General features: G+C 63.7%; 17 protein-coding genes. 7 read left to right on the top strand and 10 right to left on the bottom strand.

Features of this window, described 5'->3' with window-relative positions:
• Positions 1-81 precede the first annotated feature (81 nt).
• The 3 genes from KIO74_RS20430 (at position 82) to KIO74_RS20420 (ending at position 2,035) form a co-directional block, all read left to right on the top strand.
• On the top strand, positions 82-1,080 hold the full coding sequence (locus KIO74_RS20430) for a WD40 repeat domain-containing protein (protein ID WP_213333662.1): 999 nt from the start codon (positions 82-84) through the stop codon (positions 1,078-1,080).
• Between the two features lie 6 nt (positions 1,081-1,086).
• Entirely contained in the window at positions 1,087-1,365 is a 279-nt protein-coding gene (locus KIO74_RS20425) for a hypothetical protein (RefSeq protein WP_213333661.1), read from the top strand.
• Between the two features lie 163 nt (positions 1,366-1,528).
• Complete coding sequence (locus KIO74_RS20420) at positions 1,529-2,035, top strand: DUF2937 family protein (RefSeq protein WP_213333660.1); 507 nt, start codon at positions 1,529-1,531, stop codon at positions 2,033-2,035.
• A 9-nt stretch (positions 2,036-2,044) separates the two neighbouring features.
• Here KIO74_RS20420 and KIO74_RS20415 read toward each other — a convergent pair whose 3' ends face one another.
• The 4 genes from KIO74_RS20415 to KIO74_RS20400 all read right to left on the bottom strand — a co-directional run bounded on the left by KIO74_RS20415 (position 2,045) and on the right by KIO74_RS20400 (position 6,011).
• Positions 2,045-2,371 (bottom strand): hypothetical protein, encoded by a 327-nt coding sequence (locus KIO74_RS20415; protein WP_213321262.1) that lies wholly within the window; start codon positions 2,369-2,371, stop codon positions 2,045-2,047.
• A gap of 169 nt (positions 2,372-2,540) precedes the next feature.
• Positions 2,541-3,974: a homospermidine synthase gene (locus tag KIO74_RS20410; protein WP_213333659.1), complete on the bottom strand. Its 1,434-nt coding sequence runs from the start codon at positions 3,972-3,974 to the stop codon at positions 2,541-2,543.
• A 109-nt stretch (positions 3,975-4,083) separates the two neighbouring features.
• Positions 4,084-4,623, bottom strand: a complete 540-nt coding sequence (locus KIO74_RS20405) for a GNAT family N-acetyltransferase (RefSeq protein WP_213333658.1) — start codon at positions 4,621-4,623, stop codon at positions 4,084-4,086.
• 257 nt (positions 4,624-4,880) lie between these two features.
• Complete coding sequence (locus KIO74_RS20400; protein WP_213333657.1) at positions 4,881-6,011, bottom strand: type III PLP-dependent enzyme; 1,131 nt, start codon at positions 6,009-6,011, stop codon at positions 4,881-4,883.
• Between the two features lie 605 nt (positions 6,012-6,616).
• Here KIO74_RS20400 and KIO74_RS20395 point away from each other — a divergent pair.
• Positions 6,617-8,206: an OpgD/OpgG family glucan biosynthesis protein gene (locus KIO74_RS20395; protein ID WP_213333656.1), complete on the top strand. Its 1,590-nt coding sequence runs from the start codon at positions 6,617-6,619 to the stop codon at positions 8,204-8,206.
• 114 nt (positions 8,207-8,320) lie between these two features.
• Here the strand turns inward: KIO74_RS20395 and KIO74_RS20390 are convergent, their stop codons facing one another.
• Entirely contained in the window at positions 8,321-9,100 is a 780-nt protein-coding gene (locus KIO74_RS20390; RefSeq protein ID WP_213333655.1) for a creatininase family protein, read from the bottom strand.
• A gap of 218 nt (positions 9,101-9,318) precedes the next feature.
• Between KIO74_RS20390 and KIO74_RS20385 the strand changes: the two genes are divergently transcribed.
• Positions 9,319-9,819, top strand: coding sequence for a MarR family winged helix-turn-helix transcriptional regulator (locus KIO74_RS20385; RefSeq protein WP_213333654.1), 501 nt, complete (start codon positions 9,319-9,321; stop codon positions 9,817-9,819).
• A gap of 381 nt (positions 9,820-10,200) precedes the next feature.
• On the top strand, positions 10,201-11,160 hold the full coding sequence (locus KIO74_RS20380) for a DMT family transporter (protein WP_213333653.1): 960 nt from the start codon (positions 10,201-10,203) through the stop codon (positions 11,158-11,160).
• On the opposite strand, the gene KIO74_RS20375 is transcribed toward KIO74_RS20380, so the two are convergent.
• From KIO74_RS20375 to KIO74_RS20360, 4 genes are all read right to left on the bottom strand, one after another.
• Positions 11,150-12,052 (bottom strand): carbohydrate ABC transporter permease, encoded by a 903-nt coding sequence (locus KIO74_RS20375; RefSeq protein WP_213333652.1) that lies wholly within the window; start codon positions 12,050-12,052, stop codon positions 11,150-11,152. The genes KIO74_RS20380 and KIO74_RS20375 overlap by 11 nt on opposite strands.
• Before the next feature lie 130 nt (positions 12,053-12,182).
• Positions 12,183-13,112: a carbohydrate ABC transporter permease gene (locus tag KIO74_RS20370; RefSeq protein WP_213335983.1), complete on the bottom strand. Its 930-nt coding sequence runs from the start codon at positions 13,110-13,112 to the stop codon at positions 12,183-12,185.
• Positions 13,113-13,584: 472 nt separating this feature from the next.
• Positions 13,585-14,895: an ABC transporter substrate-binding protein gene (locus KIO74_RS20365; protein WP_213333651.1), complete on the bottom strand. Its 1,311-nt coding sequence runs from the start codon at positions 14,893-14,895 to the stop codon at positions 13,585-13,587.
• A 325-nt stretch (positions 14,896-15,220) separates the two neighbouring features.
• Positions 15,221-16,285: an ABC transporter ATP-binding protein gene (locus KIO74_RS20360; protein WP_213333650.1), complete on the bottom strand. Its 1,065-nt coding sequence runs from the start codon at positions 16,283-16,285 to the stop codon at positions 15,221-15,223.
• A gap of 364 nt (positions 16,286-16,649) precedes the next feature.
• Here KIO74_RS20360 and KIO74_RS20355 point away from each other — a divergent pair, with 364 nt between their 5' ends.
• Positions 16,650-17,588 carry a 2-hydroxyacid dehydrogenase gene (locus KIO74_RS20355; RefSeq protein WP_213335980.1) on the top strand — a complete coding sequence of 313 codons (939 nt, stop codon included), beginning with the start codon at positions 16,650-16,652 and terminating at the stop codon, positions 17,586-17,588.
• A 205-nt stretch (positions 17,589-17,793) separates the two neighbouring features.
• Here the strand turns inward: KIO74_RS20355 and KIO74_RS20350 are convergent, their stop codons facing one another.
• Positions 17,794-18,540, bottom strand: coding sequence for an SDR family oxidoreductase (locus KIO74_RS20350; RefSeq protein ID WP_213333649.1), 747 nt, complete (start codon positions 18,538-18,540; stop codon positions 17,794-17,796).
• Positions 18,541-18,561 lie beyond the last annotated feature (21 nt).

Genomic DNA, 18,561 nt, shown 5'->3' with positions numbered 1-18,561 from the left:
GACTTGGTGGCGTATCCGGCCGGCTTCCCTGACCGGCCGGATGTGCCACCTTCCCTGTGTCGCCAGATTTGAAGAAAAGCCATGACCGTTGCTCCGTCACAATCCCTCACCGAGCATGTCGTGGCGGTCGAGGCTGGCGCCCATGTCATCGGCGCCGGCTGGCTTGGATCGAAGGCGGCCTTCGCGCTTGCCGATGGCCATCTGCTCCTTACGGACGGCAGCGAGCACACCCGCGTGGCCGCCCACCCCGGCGGAGGGATTCTCGTTTCGGCCCATGCCGGCAAGACGATCGTCACCGGCGGTGACGACGGCCGCGTCGTGGCGACTGCCGCCGATGGCTCGACCCGCGAGTGCGGCAAGGAGCCGGGACGCTGGATCGATGCGCTTGCCAGCGGCCGCGACGGGGCGATTGCGTGGAGCGCCGGCAAGGCTGTCCGCACGCTGGACGGCAAGGGGCAGATGCGCTCTTTCACGGCGCCCACGACGGCGCAGGGCCTTGCCTTCATGCCCAAGGGCTACCGCCTCGCCGTGGCGCATTACAACGGCGTCACGCTGTGGTTTCCCAATACGGATGCGAAGCCTGACGTTTTCGCGTGGAAGGGCTCCCATCTCAGCGTCACCGTCTCGCCGGACGGTCAATATGCGGTCACCGCCATGCAGGAAAACGCCCTGCATGGCTGGCGGCTGAGCGATCGCAAGGACATGCGGATGAGCGGCTATCCCAGCAAGACGCGCTCGCTGTCCTGGTCCCATGATGGCAACTGGCTGGCGACGTCGGGCGCGGAAGCGGCCATCGTCTGGCCGTTCGACAAGCAGGGCCCGATGGGTCGGGCGCCGCGCGAATGCGGCGTGCGGCCGGTCCGCGTGGCGCGCGTCGCCTTCCATCCCAGGGCGCTGGTGCTGGCGAGCGCCTATGACGACGGCACCATCCTCCTCATCCGCCTCACCGACGCCTCCGAACTTCTGGTGCAGGACGCCACCGGCTCGCCGATCACGGCACTTGCCTGGAATGATACGGGCCGCAGTCTCGCCTTCGGTGACGAGGCCGGCAACGGCGGGCTGTTCACCCTGCCGAGCTGACGCGCGATGCGGTTCGGCCTGTTCGGACGCAAGCACAAGCGCGGCGAGAACCCCGCGCTCCTCGCCATCAAGGCCTGGGTGCGCGAGATCGCCCGCCTGCCCGAGGATACGGTGATCGCCGCCAATGAAATCATCTGCGCGGACCCCTCCTGCCCCGGCACCGAGACCGTGGTGCTGATCATGGAGCCGGGTCAGGAGACGCGCGCCATCAAGATCGAGCTGGCCGCCGACGAGATCACCCGCGCCGATGTCGACGCAGCGCTCGCGGCGGGGCAGGGCGCTTAAGGGCGCTTTCCGGTGATCCCGACCGGAAGGCCATCTCGATACATCGGGATGGCCGGGACAAGCCCGGCCATGACAGCTGAGAAGGCTGAATGTCGATTGAACCCGGCCGACACCTTTCCTTAACCTTGCGTTTGAAAGATCGGGCCATGATGTCGAAAACGCCATGATCTCCAGAACCCTCGGCCTCGCCACAGGTCTCTTCGCGGCCGTTGCCGGCACGCAGTTGCCCGAATTCGCGCAGCAGTATCGCCAGCGCCTCGGCGGCGCCATCGACGAGCTCAAGATTGTGATGCAGCGCTTCGACGCGGACGCGAGCGCCGCCGGCCTGGACCGAGAGGAGGCCCTGAAGCGGCTGGCGGGCAGCAGCGATGGCTTCACAGCGCGCCACGGCACCAGCATGGCGCAGGTCACGGTGCGGCTGGAGCGGCTTGAGGATCAGCAGCGGGCCTTTCGCGAGGCCGGCCCGCTCAACCGCCTCGTCGTCTTCGCGCAGGCCGCCGATCCTGACCTCACGCGCAATACCTGGGAGGATTTCGAGCCCGCGACGCCTGTCACCGCGGAAAGCTTCACGATCGGGGGGCTCGCCTTCTTCGCGGGCTATGGCTTCATCAGGGCCTTCGCGAAACCCTTCCATCGCCGTAGACGAAGCGCGGCGGCGACACGCGGCTGACGTCGGCCTTCAGGCCTTTGCGGGAAAGACCACGAAGAAGCCGAGGCCATCGCGCGCCGGCAACGGCAGCAACCGCTCCACCACCCCGCGACGCTTGCCGTCCAGCAGAAGGCGACCAACGGGCTGGAACAAGGTCTCACCGCTGGTCGCGGTCGCGGGGTCGATCAGGATGGCGATGCTATGCACCGGGCGGCCGCCGCGACCTTCGAGCAGCGCGATGACATGGGCCTCGGCATCCGGGCGGACCTTGCCCCTGAGGTCGATGACGGCCTCCGCGTCGTCGCGGCCCAGCCCTCCCCGCAGCTTGTCGGCGTAGAAGTCGTCAAAAAACGGCATCGGTCTACTCAGTCCCTGTGGGCGATGGAGCGGCTGGAGAATCCCTGTACGCCGTTCCACCCTGCCCTGTTCGCGCCATCAGGATGGCGGGGAAAAGTTGCGGATTGTCCAAGGGAAAACCCGCCATTTCCGGCAAAGCGACAATTCACGCTGTCACTATGCGCTGGATTTATCCGCGCACAATAACGTTCTTGAACTGCCAGGGATCGTCGTTATCGAGATCCTCCGGAAACAGGACACCGCGATCCTTGAGCGGTGTCCAGTCGGTATAGGCGCCGATGACCGGGCCGAGGTAAGGACGCTGCACCTCGAGGCACCGGCGATAGTCCATCTCGTCCGCCTCGACGATGCCGCGATCCGGGTTCTCCAGCATCCAGACAATGCCGGCCAGCACCGCGGAGGTCACCTGCAGGCCTGTGGCGTTCTGGTAAGGCGCGAGCGTCCGCGCTTCCTCAACGGAGAGCTGGGAGCCGTACCAATAGGCGTTCTTGCTATGGCCGTAGAGCAGCACCCCGAGCTCGTCGATGCCATCGAGGATCTCATTCTCCTCGAGGATGCGCCATTCCGGCTGCGGCTGCCACTGCGCGCCGGCCATCTCATCCAGTGACAGAACCGCGTCGTCGCAGGGGTGGTAGGCATAGTGGCAGGTCGGGCGATAGCTGATCTTGTCCCCATCACGAACCGTGAAATAGTCCGAGATCGAGATCGCCTCATTATGCGTGATCAGGAAGCCGTGCTGAGCCTGGGGCGTTGGCGTCCAGGAACGGACCCGCGTCCCGGCGCCCGGCCGCATCAGATAGATCGCCGCGCCACAGCCGGCCTCGTGCTGGCGCCCTTCCGGCGGAAGTGCCTTCTCATGGGTTCCCCAGCCGAGCTCGGCCGGCTGGAGCCCCTCACCGACGAAACCCTCGACGGACCACGTATTGACGAAGATCCCGCGCGGGCGTGCCGTCTTGGCGCGCTGCGTGTCACGCTCCGCGACATGGATGCCCTTGACGCCCACGCGCTGCATGAGGCGCGCCCAGTCCTCACGGCTCACCGGCTCACCGGCCTCGATGCCGAGATCGGCGGCCACGTTGACCAGAGCCTGCTTGACCAGCCAGGAGACCATGCCCGGGTTGGCCCCGCAGCAATTGACGGCCGTCACGCCACCGGGCCGGCGGCCGCGCAGCGCGAGCAGGCTCTCCCGCAAGGCATAGTTCGAGCGCTCCGCCACAGTGGCTTTAGGATCGGCGTAGAAACCGGCCCAGGGCTCCACCACGGTATCGATATAGAAGGCATCGACATCCCGGGCGAAGTCCATCATGGCGACCGAGGAGACATCGACGGACAGGTTCACGATCATCCCGCGGCCCGGGCCTTGCGTGAGCAACGGCGTCAGGATCTCACGGAAGTTATCCGGCGTGAGACCCAGCGCGATGAAGCGCAGGCCCCGCTCCTTCGCGATCCCACGGATGTCCCCCTCCGGCGCGATGATGGTGAACTTGGCCTTGTCATGCGCGATATGCCGCTCGAGCAGCGGCAGGACACCCCGACCGATGGAGCCAAAGCCCACCAGCACGATAGGGCCGTCGAAACGGGCGTGAACAGGCCAGTCTGTCATTCTTTTTCTCCTCGGCCGTTGAGGCCGTTACAAGGGGTGGACGGATGTGAGTCCAGATCCTCCGGTTGGGTAGCGCGAAGTCACACTTATGAAGTCACACTCATAGAGATTACGCGGCCCGCGCAACCTCAAATTCGACAGGCAGCACGATCTGCCTTCCTGAAGCAAGGACCAGACCACTCGCGCCGTCCAGGGCGCCGGCCCTGAGCTCGCAAGCCAGGAAGCGCTCCCGCTCGTAGGGCCCCGGCAAGCTGAGGGTGGCCGTGCGCGCGGAGGCGAAGGCAAATCGCCGGTAGTAGGGCTCATCGCCCACGAGGAGCACGGCACCATGGCCGAACGCCGCGGCGCGCATGAGCGCGTCACGCATGAGCGCGGAGCCAAGGCCGCTGCCCTGCCGCTCGGCCGAAACCGCGAGCGGCCCCAGCAGCAGCGCGTCATGGCCGGAGGTCGTGGTGATGGACCACAAGCGCAATGTGCCGACGAGCGCGCCATCCTCATCGACGGCGCTGAGCGCCAGACCTTCGGCCGGCAGGCGACCTTCCCGCAAGCGCTCGCAGGTCTTCATGAAGCGGCCGGGGCCAAAGGCCTTGTCAAGCAGAACCTCGCGCGCGGAAATATCAGCGGCGATTTCATCGCGGATCATGATCATGGTCGTGGCTCCTTCGCACACGCCGTGTGGGCTCAATCAGCCCGCGACATCCGCTGAGCCGACCGGATGCCGGCCGACAGGATGCCGCGGGCCGACTGCGGTCTGATGACATCAGACCAGCGCCCGTCGTTCTTGTTCATCGTCGTGGAAATCAGGCCGCCGGACCCAGCCGGCGGCAAGCAGCGCCAATATCCGGCCCGCTGCGTCCTGGACGCCCAGCGCATGGCCGGACAACGCCGGCCATGCCTGAGGCATTCTCAGATATGGTACGATCGCAATGGCGGAAAACCGTTGAAGGCAACCGCCGAATAGGTCGTGGTGTAGGCACCCGTACCTTCGATCAGCACCTTGTCGCCGATGGCGAGACTGACCGGCAGCGCATAGGGCGTGCGCTCATAGAGCACGTCCGCCGAATCGCAGGTCGGGCCCGCGATGATGCAGTCGCTGGTCTCGTCGCCATCGCGCGGCGTGCGGATGGGATAGCGGATCGCCTCGTCCATGGTCTCCGCCAGGCCACCGAACTTGCCGATGTCGAGGTAGACCCAGCGAACCTCTTCTTCCGCGCTCTTCGTCGAGACCAGAACCACTTCCGCCTCGATGATGCCGGCGTTGCCGACCATGCCGCGGCCGGGCTCGATGATCGTCTCGGGAATGGCATTGCCGAAATGGCGCATCAGGCCCTCGAAGATCGACGAACCATAGGTCTCGACCGCGGGAACGTCGCGGAGATACTTAGTCGGGAAACCACCGCCGAGATTGACCATCGACAGATGGATGCCACGCTCGGCGCAAGCACGGAACACACCCGCCGCCGAGGCGAGCGCCTGGTCCCAGGCATGCGGATTGCCCTGCTGGGAGCCGACATGGAAGGACACACCGTAAGCCTCGAGGCCGAGACGATGGGCGTGCTCCAGCACCTCCACCGCGAGCGAGGGCTCGCAGCCGAACTTGCGGGACAACGGCCATTCGGCGCCGGCACCGTCGCAGAGGATGCGGCAGAACACCTTCGAACCCGGGGCGGCACGCGCGATCTTCTCGACCTCGGCCTCGCAATCCACGGCGAAGAGACGAACGCCGAGCGCGAAGGCGCGCGCGACGTCACGCTCCTTCTTGATGGTGTTGCCGAAGGAGATGCGGTCGGGCGTCGCGCCGGCGGCCATAGCCATCTCGATCTCGACGACCGAAGCCGTGTCGAAGGACGAGCCGAGCGAGGCAAGCAGCGAGAGCACTTCCGGGGACGGGTTGGCCTTCACCGCGTAGAACACGCGGCTGTCAGGCAGCGACCTGGCAAAGGCCATGTAGTTGTCGCGCACCACATCGAGATCGACGACCAGGCAGGGGCCGTCTTCGCGTCGGTTGCGCAGGAATTCGCGAATGCGATCTGTCATGGCACTCTCCCAAAAAATCACAAGGGGCGCGTCGCGCGCCCGGCATGATGCGGATACAGCTATCCACGCCGACGCGCTGTGGAGACGCGACGACGGTGACGGCTGTTAACCGACCGTGCTGCCTTGGATTGGATGGGAAAATTCCCTCCGCACGCCCGGCAATGAAGGACAAGCCTCTTCGGTAGCCCGGGCCGGCCTGTGGAAAGCCGGCAGAGACCAAAAAAGCCCGTTCCGTCGTTGCTTTAAGCCGCGTCCCCCGCTTGAGAACGGGGTGCGCCGGTTTCGCCTCCGGCTGCCAATCAAGTGTTCGGAACGAAGACCCGAGGGTCCCACATTCCGGGCAGCGGTCCGGCCTCTTGTCCGGATGCTCACCGACTGGCACACGGCCACAGGCACGTGCGAAATAGGGCAGAGCGGTACATAGAGTGGTTCGCCCCTAACCTCAAGGGGAGAATGAGAAAAAACGGAAAAATTTTCGTTCGGGGACGCCTGCCCCATCACCGCCTCAAGCGGCGTTCACTATCCCGCGAAATCTGATGGAATGCGCCTCTGATTGTTATTAGATGTGCGATCATCGAAACGGATGCCTCTAACGTTTGGGCCTTATGAAAAAACTGTCGCGCCGCCGCCTTCTCGAATTGATGTCCGCTACCGCCGTGCTCTCCCCCGCCATGGTGCTGGCCCAGACGCCTCCCGCTTCCACCGACCAGCCTTCCGGCAGCGCACCGCCGCAGACGCCCCCTCAATTCGTGTACGACGATGTCGTGCGCCGGGCGCGCGAACTCGGAGCCGTGCCCTACGAGCCCAATCCGCCCGCATTGCCGGAGCCGCTCTCTCGCCTGGATTATGATGGCTATCGCGACATCCGCTTCCGCCCGGAGCGTTCGCTGCTCGCGCAGGGCGGCGGACAGTTCCGCATGCAGATGTTCCATCCCGGCTTCCTGTTCAAGCGGCCGGTGACGGTCAACATCATTCGCGAGGGCGTGCCGACTCCAGTTCCTTATTCGGCTCAGCTCTTCGACTACGGACGCAACAAGTTCGACAAGCCGTTGCCGGTCAACACAGGCTTTGCCGGCTTCCGGCTTCACTACCCCCTCAACGATCCGCGTGTGCATGACGAGCTCATCGCCTTTCTCGGCGCGAGCTATTTCCGCTTCCTCGGCCGCGACCAGCGCTACGGCCTGTCCGCGCGCGGCCTTGCCATCAACGCGGGGGGCGAGGAGGAATTCCCGTTCTTCCGTGAATTCTGGATCGACAACCCCGCGCCCGGGGCGGACCGTGTGGTGATCTACGCGCTGCTCGACAGCGCCTCAATCACTGGCGCCTTCCAGTTCCTCGTCTATCCCTCGAAGGAAACCGTGGTCGACGTCACCGCGACGCTCTTTCCGCGCAAGACGATCAACAAGCTCGGCATCGCGCCGCTGACGTCCATGTATTACGTCGGCGAGAACGACCGCCGCTTCCTTGATGAGTATCGTCCCGAGCTGCATGATTCGGACGGGCTGCTCATTCACTCCGGCACCGGCGAATGGATATGGCGTCCACTCCGCAACCCGCGCGATCTGGCGACGTCGGCCTTCGTGGACAACAACCTGCGCGGCTTCGGCCTGCTGCAGCGCGACCGGATCTTCGAGCACTATCAGGATCTCGACCTGCACTATGAACTGCGGCCCGGCTACTGGGTGGAGCCCCGTGGCAACTGGGGCGAGGGTCACGTCGAACTGGTCGAGATCCCGACCAATGAGGAAACGAACGACAACATCGTCGCGAGCTGGGTGCCGCGCGCGCCTGCCGAGCCGGGGCAGACGCTCGTCTACCGCTACCGCATCACGTCGCTCGGCAACGCCGACCAACTCCACCCCGGCGGCCGGGCCCTGAACACCTACCAGACGAAACCGAAGGCCGCCGGCTCGCCGGAAGAGGTGAAGCCGGGAACCCGACGCTTCCTCATCGATTTCGCGGGCGATGACCTGGCTTACTTCGCGCGCGACCCCAATCTCGTGGAGATTGACGCCTCCCTGTCATCGGGGCGTGTGGTGCGCACCTATCTCGTGCCCAATCCGAAGGTGCGTGGCCTGCGCGCCGCCATCGATATCGAGGTGGAGCCCGGCCAGCAGGTGGACATCCGCGCGTTCCTCCGCTCCGGCAGTCGCGCGCTGACCGAAACCTGGATCTTCCCCTGGAAGGCCGAGTGATATGATCGCTACCGGCTGACCGAGCGTCCAGGATAGCCCGCGCTGATCCCTCCCCTCCGGGGAGGGCGGCCTCGCGGCAGCGAGGTCGGGTGGGACCATCAACGGCGATACGGCCTACAGCGAAAAATTCCTGACCTCGCGCAAGAGCGCGATGAAGGCAGCGACGCCATGGGCGGCCGCCACCTCCCCTTTCGCGGCCGTGGCGGCTGCTGCGTCGCCGACGACACCGGCTGAATTGAGATCTTGGGCCATCCACGCAAAGCCAGCCGGCCGTGGATGGCGCAGCCAGATGTGGTCTCGCTCCATGTCCGCCGTCAGCGAAGGGAAGGCCATGGCCTCGCCCATGCGCACCTTGTCGGGATGGAAAGCCAGCATCAGGGACGTCTCGATATCACCACCGTGAATGCCGTGGCGGATCTCGGCCGGATCGAACAGCCCGTCGGGATAGCCAAATCGTTGCCAGGACACGGTGACGACCGTCAGCCCCCAATTCGCACGCAGGCTCTGCGCCACGATATCGACGACGGGTGAATTGCCCCCGTGGGACGATACGATGACGAGCTTGCGGCAACCCGCCCGGTAGACACTCTCGCCGATCCCGCGCCAGGCCGCGATAGCGGCCTCGGCGGACAAGGTGAGCGTGCCGGAGAAGGCCTGATGCTCCGGCGAATGGCCGACGGTTTGCGTCGGCAGGAACGAGACCGCGAGATCAGCCGGCAAGGCGGCGACGACCCGCGCGATATAACCCTCCATGATCATCGCATCGGTACCCAGCGGCAGATGCGGCCCATGTTGCTCGACCGCAGCCACCGGCAGGACGGGCGTCACGTCTTCCATCGCCACGCGGCCGAAATCCGTGGTCGTCAGATCCGCCCAGAAGGGAGATGGCAGCATGGCGCGATCCTTTCGCTCGAACCTCTGCAATAGCGGCCATTCCGATAACACTCAAGAACTGGCGGTCTCATCGCGGCCCAGCCAGCCCGGAGCGGAGCGGTCCGGTGGCCGATTGTCATTGCAACGTCATCACAAGGCGCCCATTATTTCGACGGCAATATTTATGCGGCAATGCCGATCGACCTGATGATTCCGCCCGCCGAGGAGAGACCAGGCCCATGAAGCATCCCGTCGCCAAAAGCATAGGCTGGGCGCTCGTCTATGCCGCGCGCCTCCACCGCAGCCGTATCGGCGAACGGCTTTCTTCAATGGGGCTGTTTCCCGGCCAGGAGCAGGTCCTGCAGGCGCTGGCCTCCGGCGAGCCCGCGACAATGGGGGAATTGGCGGAACTGCTGCGCGTCAAACCGCCGACAGCGTCGAAAACCGTGGCGCGTCTAGCAGCGCAAGGGCTTGTCGAGCGGCGGACGGAGCCGGGAGACGCCCGCATCATCATCGTCAGCCTGACGCGGGAAGGCCTCGAAAAAGTCGCGGCCATCGACGCCCTCTGGCGCGACACCGAGGAACAACTGCTCGACGGCCTCGACGGCAAGGACCGCAAACGCGCCCGCAAGCTGCTGCGAAAGATGGCTAAGAACTTAGCCGACAAGGGATCAAGCGACAAATCGCTGCCCGGCGACGAGGATGACGACGCCGATCTGGACGATCCCGTCGCTGCCTAGGGCTTTTTCGAGAGAAGCGAAACCGATCCGAAAAAATGCGTGAGAACAAAAACCTGGAGTATTTCCCGTGAGCCGGAGCTCACAGGGAACACCCAAGATGAAGCAAGACGGCAGATCAGGTTCGCCAGGAATGGGTCTGCTTCAAGGGATTGCCCAAGTTGAGGCTGCGTGTTGCGCAGACGAGCCCTGCAGCCCGGGAAGTCGCGAACAGTCCAACGATAGATTACAGTAACGGCATATTGGCACTTCGCTGGTCTGGGTAGCAGGCTCCGTCGTTCAGGAGCCGCGATCATAGCTGCGGGCCTTGTCTTGAGAGTTCGCAACGCCGTGATCGCACGCCTGAAGCCACAACCTGTAGATGACGGAGAGCCTGAAACCCCGATGGCCGAGCCGGCCCAGCCCAACGGTCCATCAGCCCCGCCGCCGGCAAAACCGGGGCCCGTTACGGGAAACACGCTCGTCGCGATCGGCCTTGGTCTGACGTCGGTCCTGGGCTTTGCTTGCATCGACACGTCGGCCAAGTGGCTGAACCAGTATTTCGATCCCTTGCAAACCGCCTGGGTCCGTTATTTCGGAAGTGTGGTGTTTGTTCTGGCCCTATTGAATCCATGGACGCGCCCCGGCGTGTTCCGGACCAAGGCCCCCAAGCTTCAGGCGGCGCGATCGACACTGTTGCTCCTCTCGACCGGCCTGAATTTCTTCGCCCTTGCCTATCTCGGACTGCCGGAGGTGGCAGCGATTGCCTTTTCGAGCCCGCTCATGGTGGCCTTGCTCGCCGGCCCGGTGCTCGGCGAATGGGCCGGGCCTCGCCGCCTCGCCGCCATCGCGGTGGGCTTCATCGGCGTACTCATCATCACCCGCCCGGGATTGGGCGGCTTCCAGCCTGCGGCACTTCTGGCCATCGCGAGCGCCTTCTGCGGCGCTTGGTACACCCTGAGCACGCGCATGCTCGCGTCCCGGGATTCTCCCGAGACCACGATGGTCTATTCCGGCGTCGTCGGCATCGTCGTTTTGACGCCGATCATGCCCTTCATCTGGGTCACGCCTCCATCCGCTCTGGTCTGGCTGGTGATGGCGATCTGCGGCCTGGCCGGCGCCCTCGGGCACTGGTTTCTCATCCTCGCGTTCCGGCATGCGCCGGCGCCGGTGATCGCGCCTTTCAGCTATACCCATCTCCTCTGGGTCACGCTGTTCAGCTACCTCATCTTCAACGCCGTGCCGGATACCTACACGATCGTGGGCGCTACCATCGTTGTCGCCTCCGGCCTTTACCTCATCCATCGCGAGCGCGTGGTCGCGCAGCGGCGGCGAGCCGCCGCGCGATCCGGCCTTATTCCTTGACCGCGCCGGTCATAGACGAGACGTAGTGCTCCACGAAGAACGAATAGAGGATCACCACCGGCAGCGAACCGATCAACGCGCCGGCCATCAGCGAGCCCCATTCATAGACGTCGCTGCGAACGAGCTCCGTGAGAACGCCGACCGGAACCGTCTTGTTCTCAGACGACTGGATAAAGGTGAGCGCGTAGATAAATTCGTTCCACGACAGCGTGAAAGCAAATATCCCAGCGGAAATGAGGCCGGGAACAGAGAGCGGTAAAAGGATCCGCGTCAGGATCTGCCAGCGCGAGGCCCCGTCAATCAGCGCGCATTCTTCCAGTTCATAGGGTATGGAGCGAAAATACCCCATCAGGAGCCATGTGCAGAACGGCACGAGGAAAGTGGGATAAGTGAAGATCAGGGCGAGCTTCGTGTCATAGATGCCGAAGCCGAAAACCATCAGCGCAAGCGGAATGAACAGGATCGACGGCGGCACCAGATAGGCCAGGAAGATGGCAAGCCCCACGAATTTCGCGCCCGTGAAACGCAGCCTCTCGATCGCATAGGCCGCGAAGACCGACGTCGCCAGCGAGACGAAGGTCGCGACCACGGAGATGACGATGGTATTCCAGAGCCAACCCGGATACGAGGTCTCGAACAGAAGATAGCGGATATGATCGAGTGTTGGCCCCACAACCCAGAATGGGCTGTAGTTATTGTAGTCCGTCAGCTGATAGTTGGGCTTGATCGCCGTGATCGCCATCCAGTAGAAGGGAAATAGAAGAACGATCATGAAGACGAAAAGCGGCAAATAAACCAGGGCAACCCGGCGCGGCAACCGGTCGAGATAGCGCATCCCGCCTTCATCGCCGGTTTCCGGTGCTGATATATTGGCGGCTGATGAAACGGCCATCGGCTTCACCTTTCTTTAAATCCTGAGCATGCCCGCTGGCTCGAGGCCGCGACAACGCCCTGTCTCTTCGCTTTCATGCGGCTCCGCCGCACAGTGCCCAACGGCATGTCCTTGAAAGCTGCCTCAATCATCAGTCAGCCCCGCCCTGTTGCCAGCGACGACGCTGCAGGCCGAAATAGCTGAACAGGATCGCCGTCAGCAGGAAGGGAATCATGGCGACCGCGATCGCCGCGCCCTCGCCGAGCTGGCCACCCGGAATGGCGCGCTGGAAGCTGAGTGTCGCCATCAGATGCGTGGCGTTCAGCGGACCGCCGCGGGTCAGCACGTAGATGAGCTGGAAATCGGTGAAGGTGAACAGCACCGAGAAGGTCATCACCACGGCGATGATGGGTGTCAGCATCGGCAGGGTGATGTTCCGGAAGCGTTGCCAGCCGGATGCGCCATCGAGCGTCGCCGCCTCATGCAGGGATTGCGGGATGGTCTGGAGGCCGGCCAGAAGCGAAATCGCCACGAAGGGAATGCCGCGCCAGACATTGGCGGCGATCACCGAGGCCCGCGCGTTGGTGGAATCGCCAAGGAAATTGATCGGCGTGTCGATTAGGCCGATCTTTATGAGCAGCCACGAGATGATCGAGAACTGCGCGTCGAAGATCCACCAGAAGGCAATAGCCGAAAGCACGGTGGGCACCACCCACGGCAGCAGCACGATGGCGCGGAAGAAGGCCTTGAACGGCAGATGCTCGTTCAGGATCAACGCGAGCCAAAGGCCCAGCCCGAATTTCAGGATCGACGCGCCGACGGTGTAGAGGACGGTGTTGAACACCGAGAGCCAGAACACATGATCGCCCCAGAGCGATATGTAGTTCTCCAGGCCGATGAAGACCCCTGCCCGGCCGATACGGGTATCGGTGAAGGCGAGCCACACGCCGAGCCCGAGCGGATAGGTGAGAAACACCAGGAGAAAGACTGCGGCGGGGAGCATGAACAGGAGGCCAAGGACATTCCTGCCCTGGCTGAGATCGAACAGTCGCGCCGGTCTCCCCGCCTCGCTTCTCGTCATGGCGATACTCATGTGTCGCTCCTTGAATTCGTCCTGCCGGCTAAAGCATGCTGAGTTTGGATGGAATTCCGCAGTCATTCCGGGGCCTCGCATCAGCGAGGAGCCCGGAATCCATGGACACGCGGTCTGACAAGAAGGCGCGTCGCCTATGACCCTCTTTCGGTTCCCCGTCGTGTTCATGGATTCCGGGCTCGGGCCTTTCGGCCCGCCCCGGAATGACACGGTGGCTCCGCGCCCGGGTTCGCGCGAAGCAAAAAACCGCGGGCGTTCGGTTGGGAGCCGGAGCGTCGGCTCGCCGGCCATCAATGCGCGCTTGCCATCAGGGACCGAGGCGTGAGCATACACATACGCAAGCATACGGTGGCCGCACCACCGTCCCGCGCCACGCCTCAAACGAGACAGCAATCCTGGCGTCTGTCGCGGGGGCCAAGACGCCCCCGCTCTTGTTGCCAATCAGCGCAACGTGTGCGCTTCAGACCTTGTAGTAACGGTTGGCGCGGGTCTCGGCACGCTTGGCAGCCTCTTCAGGCGTCCGCTGGCCGGTGGCTGCTTCCGCCACCATGTCGACCACGATGTAGTCGGCCATGCAGGCGGCCGAAGCATAGCCAAGCGGGCCTGCATAGCCATTGGGCCGCAGCGTCTCCGAAGCCAGTGCGTAAGGCGCGTGGATAGGCGTGGACGTCCACACCGGATTGGAGGCGAAAGCCTTCAGCGGCTGGCAGCAATAGGCGCTGGCGCCGGTGATCCAGGCGTCGAACTGCGGCTTGTCATACATGAACTGGAGATAGGCGAGAGCGGCCTTCGGGAACTTCGAATATTTGAAGATCACCGCCGATGTCGTCTGATGCAGTTCGACCTTCTTGCCCACGGGACCGACAGGGAAGTTGGTCGTGCGGATATCGGCCGCCATCTCCTGCAGTTTCGGATCGTTCTTCGCCGCGTAGTAGAGCGACACGCCGTTGGCCGTCACAGAGATCTCGCCGGCGAGGAAGGCCCGGTTGTTGTTGACGTCGAGCCAGCTCTCCGTACCGGCGATGAAGGTGGGATAGAGCTCGCGCACGAATTTCAGTGCCGCGATCGTCTCGGGACTATTGATGACGACCTTGCCACTCTCGTCCACCATCTTCCCGCCGTGGCTCCACAGCACCCAATGGCAGAAGTTGTTGCCGTCACCGACGCCATGGCCCAGCGTGAAGCCCACAGGATGCCCCTTGGCCTTCAAAGCCTTGCACATCTCGAGGAAGGCATCGGTCTTGTCCGGGAAGGTTGAGAACCCAGCTTCCTTGACCCAGCTGTCGCGATAGCAGACCGCGTTGCCGATCGCCGCCAGCGGTACGGCGATGAAACGCCCGTCACGCTTGGCGTAGCCTTCGAGGCCCTCGTACCAGCCACCATATTTGCTGCCGAGCGCGTTGGCGAAGTCGGTCACATCAAGCAGCTTGTCAGGATATTGCTGGGCATCGTCGAACCACACCCAGACGATGTCCGGACCAGAGCCGACATTGGCCGCAACCGCTGCCTTGGGGCGGATGTCCTCCCAGCTTTCCTTGTCGATACGGACCTCGACACCGGTCGCCTCGGTAAATTTCTTGGTGTTGGCGAGCCAGGCGTCTTCTTCGCCCTTCACGAAGGGCGACCAGCGCAGAACACGCAGCGACGCTCCCTTCTCCGGCTCATAGGTAGAACTTTGTGCAAAGGATTGGGTACCGAGCAACGGTAGCCCCGCGGCGCTAGCGGCCAAGCCGCCACCCGCAATCATGAGATCGCGCCTTGAAATCGTCATCAGCTTTTCCTCCACGGAAAGCAGCCGTTTCAAGCCGGCGCCGCCTGCCCTCCCCAATTCTTGAAATTTTACGCGCCGGCAATTCCTTTCCTGGTGTGGAAGCCCCCTGAGCCCAGCCCGGACCGCGCTCTGCCTGGGGTCCCAGGTTCAGCACGAGCACCGCACTCAACGCGTACAGGTCCTCCTATGATGTCCGACAGGTGCAACCGCACGGTTCTCGCTTGCCGAGAAAGACTCAGGCGAAAGCCTCGCGAGAAACGTTCTGCCAAGAGAAACGTTCTGCCAAGAAAAAAGGGCACCGCGTTATCGCGATGCCCTCGTTGCCTCAGATCCGGTTGCCCGTCTCCTGATCGAACAGATGAACAAGGGCGGGGTTGGGGGACAGGGGAAGCTTGTCGCCTGGGCCCACTGTCACGCGCTCACGGAACACGCCCACGATGTCCTGCCCGCCAAGCTTGGCGAAGACCTGTGTTTCCGAACCCGTCGGCTCCACCACCGCGACCTCCGCGGGGATTCCCTTCTCGGAATCGATGATGAAGTGCTCCGGGCGGATGCCGTAGACCACGGGGCGGCCATCGGAACCCTGTGGAACCTCCTTCACCGGAAGCGAGACACCGCCCTCGGTGACGACCCGCGGCGACCCGTCGGAAACGATCTTGCCCTTGATGAAGTTCATCGAAGGCGAACCGATGAAGCCGGCCACGAAGAGATTGGCCGGACGATCGTAAAGATCAAGCGGGGCGCCCATCTGTTCGACGATACCGTCGTGCATCACGACAATCTTGTCGGCCATGGTCATGGCCTCGATCTGGTCGTGGGTCACGTAGACCGTTGTGGTCTTCAGCCGCTGATGCAGCTCCTTGATCTCCGTGCGCATCTGGACGCGCAGCTTGGCGTCGAGGTTCGACAGCGGCTCATCGAAGAGGAAGACCTGCGGATCGCGCACGATAGCGCGGCCCATGGCGACGCGCTGCCGCTGGCCACCCGAGAGCTGACGCGGATAACGATCGAGCAGCTTGGTCAGGCCGAGGATCTCCGCCGCGCGGTTCACGCGCTGCTGGATCTCGGCCTTGGGGGCGTTCTTGAGCTTCAGCGAAAAGCCCATGTTGTCCGCGACGGTCATATGCGGATAGAGGGCGTAGTTCTGGAACACCATGGCAATGTCGCGCTCTTTCGGCGGGACATTGTTCACCACGCGTTCGCCGATGCGGATCTCGCCGCCGGTGACGCTCTCAAGGCCAGCGACCATACGAAGGAGGGTCGACTTGCCGCAGCCGGACGGCCCGACCAAAATGACGAATTCGCCGTCGGTGATATCAATCGATACCCCGTGGATAACCGGCGTTGCGCCAAAGGCCTTACGGACCTCTCTGATTTCTACGGATGCCATCTTTGACTGCTTCCTCCACTTGCCGCTGTTACGGCCGCGCTTCGCTGGGCCTTCTCACGAGAAGACCATACATGCACCACGCATGCCCATGCTAGGGATCATGCAATGGCTAGGCTAGCTATCACAACGACGAATTTCAATAATCTGACAAATCTGCCTACAGCGCTTTCCGGCCGGCGGGAATCAGGCGATCCATAGCGCTCGCGTCTGGCTGCGAGTTTGGGCATGGTGCGGTCGGTAGTACAGAATTCACGGGTGAGGAACCTGGACCAGGGGGTTGCGGACAAATTCGGCCCCGTCAATGAGGAGACGATCAGTGAGTGAGGTACAGACGAACGGTGGAGCGGGTGCCGTGGAGCTTTTGATGACCGCGCCATTGCAGCCTATCGTGGCCAGGAGCCTGAGCGGTCGCTTCACGGTCCACAACCTTTGGGAAGCCGCCGACACAGACGCGCTGCTCGCTGACATTGCCGGCCGCGTGCGCGGTGTCGTCGCCGGCAGCGCGGTCGACGCAACACTCATCGACAGGCTGCCCGCTCTCGAGATCATTTCAAGCTTCGGTGTCGGCTACGACAAGATCGACGCCGCCCATGCCGCCAAGAAAGGCGTCCTCGTCACCAACACGCCTGACGTGCTGAGCGACGAGGTGGCCGATCTCGCCCTCGGCCTCCTCCTGTCCACGGTCCGCCAGCTGCCCCAGGCCGATCGCTACCTGCGCGCCGGCCACTGGCTTGAGAAGGCCTACCCGCTCACCGCGACGCTGGCCCGCCGCAAGGTCGGCATCCTCGGTCTCGGCCGCATCGGCAAGGCCATCGCCAAGCGCTGCGAAGCCTTCAATCTTCCGATCGCCTATCACGGCCGCAGGCCGCAGGCGGACGTGTCCTACGAATATTTCGACAGCCTCGTCGGGCTCGCCAAGGCCGTCGACATCCTGATCGTCGTCATCCCCGGCGGGGGTGAAACGGACAAGATCGTCAACGCCGAAGTGCTCGCGGCGCTCGGGCCGACGGGCATCCTCATCAATGTGGCGCGCGGCACCGTGGTCGACGAAAAGGCGCTCATCAAGGCGCTCGCCGACGGCACCATCCTGTCCGCAGGCCTCGACGTGTTCGAGAAGGAGCCACATGTGCCCGCGGAACTCATTGCCATGGACCATGTGGTGCTGCTGCCGCATGTCGGCTCGGCGACCCACCATACGCGCGACGCGATGGGCCAGCTCGTCGTGGACAACATCGTGTCGTGGTTCGAAGGCAAGGGGCCGGTGACACCGGTGGTCGAGACGCCCTGGCCACGCAAGGGCTAGGACCATCCACGAAGTGACGGGTGAGGGACAAGGCAGTCACCGTTTACCCCTCACCCTGTCCCTCTCCCATGCGGGAAAGGGAAAGCCAGCGAGCAGCCGCGTGGCGAGCCTAAAGCCCAGATGTTGCCATCATTCGTGGTTGGCAACTCGGGATTCTTTTGAAACCTGCTGATTCTTCAGAGAGCTGCCGGCATCGCGCGACCGCCTATAAAGCGAAACCGCCGTCCGCCAGATGCACTTGGCCCGTGGTGTAGCTCGCCTCGTCGGAGGCGAGATAGACGGCGAGCCAACCGATTTCGTCAGCCGTGCCGAGCCGCGCCATCGGCTGTCGATCGATGAACGCCTGCCGCACCGCCTCGATCGTCTGGTTCGTCTGTGCGGCGAGCGTCGCGATGCGATCATCCAGCGAGGGCGATTCGATGGTGCCCGGGCAAATCGCGTTGGCGCGGATGCCGCGCTTGATGAAATCCGCCGCGACCGCCTTGGTCAGGCCGACGACCGCGGCCTTCGAGGCTCCATAGACATAGCGATTGGGAATGCCGCGCACGGACGAGGCGCCGGATGCGATGTTGATGATCGAGCCTTTGCCTTTCTCCAGCATGCCGGGGATGAAGGCGCGAATGGTCCGGTGCATGGACTTGACGTTCAAGTCGAATGAAAAATCCCAGTCGGCCTCGGAGCATTCAAGCACGCTGCCATGGTGCACGAAGCCGGCGGCGTTCAGAAGCACGTCAATCGGCCCGATCTCCTTGGCAAGGGCCTCGACGGCCTCAGTCGAGCGCACATCGAGTGGGCGGCATGTGGCTTCATCAAGGTCCGCCAGCTTGGACGCATCAAGATCCGTCGCTATGACCGTCGCGCCCTCCTGCGCGAACAACCGGGCACAAGAGCGCCCAATTCCCTGGCCCGCCGCCGTTACCAGACACACCTTGTTCGCAAGACGTCCCGCCATTCCCAAGTCTCCTTCCCTCAG

Source organism: Chelatococcus sp. HY11, assembly GCF_018398335.1.
In the GTDB taxonomy this organism is placed as follows: domain Bacteria; phylum Pseudomonadota; class Alphaproteobacteria; order Rhizobiales; family Beijerinckiaceae; genus Chelatococcus.
Note: the sequence above shows the minus strand (reverse complement) of the source record. Positions and strands in the feature narration are given on the sequence as shown.

What these genes read in the sequence shown, in the direction of transcription:
- KIO74_RS20385 (WP_213333654.1), top strand. Translation starts at nt 9,319, where the DNA reads ATGAAGCATCCCGTCGCCAAAAGCATAGGCTGGGCGCTCGTCTATGCC.
- KIO74_RS20405 (WP_213333658.1), bottom strand. Translation starts at nt 4,623, where the DNA reads ATGATCATGATCCGCGATGAAATCGCCGCTGATATTTCCGCGCGCGAG.
- KIO74_RS20355 (WP_213335980.1), top strand. Translation starts at nt 16,650, where the DNA reads ATGACCGCGCCATTGCAGCCTATCGTGGCCAGGAGCCTGAGCGGTCGC.
- KIO74_RS20400 (WP_213333657.1), bottom strand. Translation starts at nt 6,011, where the DNA reads ATGACAGATCGCATTCGCGAATTCCTGCGCAACCGACGCGAAGACGGC.
- KIO74_RS20360 (WP_213333650.1), bottom strand. Translation starts at nt 16,285, where the DNA reads ATGGCATCCGTAGAAATCAGAGAGGTCCGTAAGGCCTTTGGCGCAACG.
- KIO74_RS20365 (WP_213333651.1), bottom strand. Translation starts at nt 14,895, where the DNA reads ATGACGATTTCAAGGCGCGATCTCATGATTGCGGGTGGCGGCTTGGCC.
- KIO74_RS20390 (WP_213333655.1), bottom strand. Translation starts at nt 9,100, where the DNA reads ATGCTGCCATCTCCCTTCTGGGCGGATCTGACGACCACGGATTTCGGC.
- KIO74_RS20380 (WP_213333653.1), top strand. Translation starts at nt 10,201, where the DNA reads ATGGCCGAGCCGGCCCAGCCCAACGGTCCATCAGCCCCGCCGCCGGCA.
- KIO74_RS20410 (WP_213333659.1), bottom strand. Translation starts at nt 3,974, where the DNA reads ATGACAGACTGGCCTGTTCACGCCCGTTTCGACGGCCCTATCGTGCTG.
- KIO74_RS20425 (WP_213333661.1), top strand. Translation starts at nt 1,087, where the DNA reads ATGCGGTTCGGCCTGTTCGGACGCAAGCACAAGCGCGGCGAGAACCCC.
- KIO74_RS20395 (WP_213333656.1), top strand. Translation starts at nt 6,617, where the DNA reads ATGAAAAAACTGTCGCGCCGCCGCCTTCTCGAATTGATGTCCGCTACC.
- KIO74_RS20350 (WP_213333649.1), bottom strand. Translation starts at nt 18,540, where the DNA reads ATGGCGGGACGTCTTGCGAACAAGGTGTGTCTGGTAACGGCGGCGGGC.
- KIO74_RS20420 (WP_213333660.1), top strand. Translation starts at nt 1,529, where the DNA reads ATGATCTCCAGAACCCTCGGCCTCGCCACAGGTCTCTTCGCGGCCGTT.
- KIO74_RS20370 (WP_213335983.1), bottom strand. Translation starts at nt 13,112, where the DNA reads ATGACGAGAAGCGAGGCGGGGAGACCGGCGCGACTGTTCGATCTCAGC.
- KIO74_RS20415 (WP_213321262.1), bottom strand. Translation starts at nt 2,371, where the DNA reads ATGCCGTTTTTTGACGACTTCTACGCCGACAAGCTGCGGGGAGGGCTG.
- KIO74_RS20375 (WP_213333652.1), bottom strand. Translation starts at nt 12,052, where the DNA reads ATGGCCGTTTCATCAGCCGCCAATATATCAGCACCGGAAACCGGCGAT.
- KIO74_RS20430 (WP_213333662.1), top strand. Translation starts at nt 82, where the DNA reads ATGACCGTTGCTCCGTCACAATCCCTCACCGAGCATGTCGTGGCGGTC.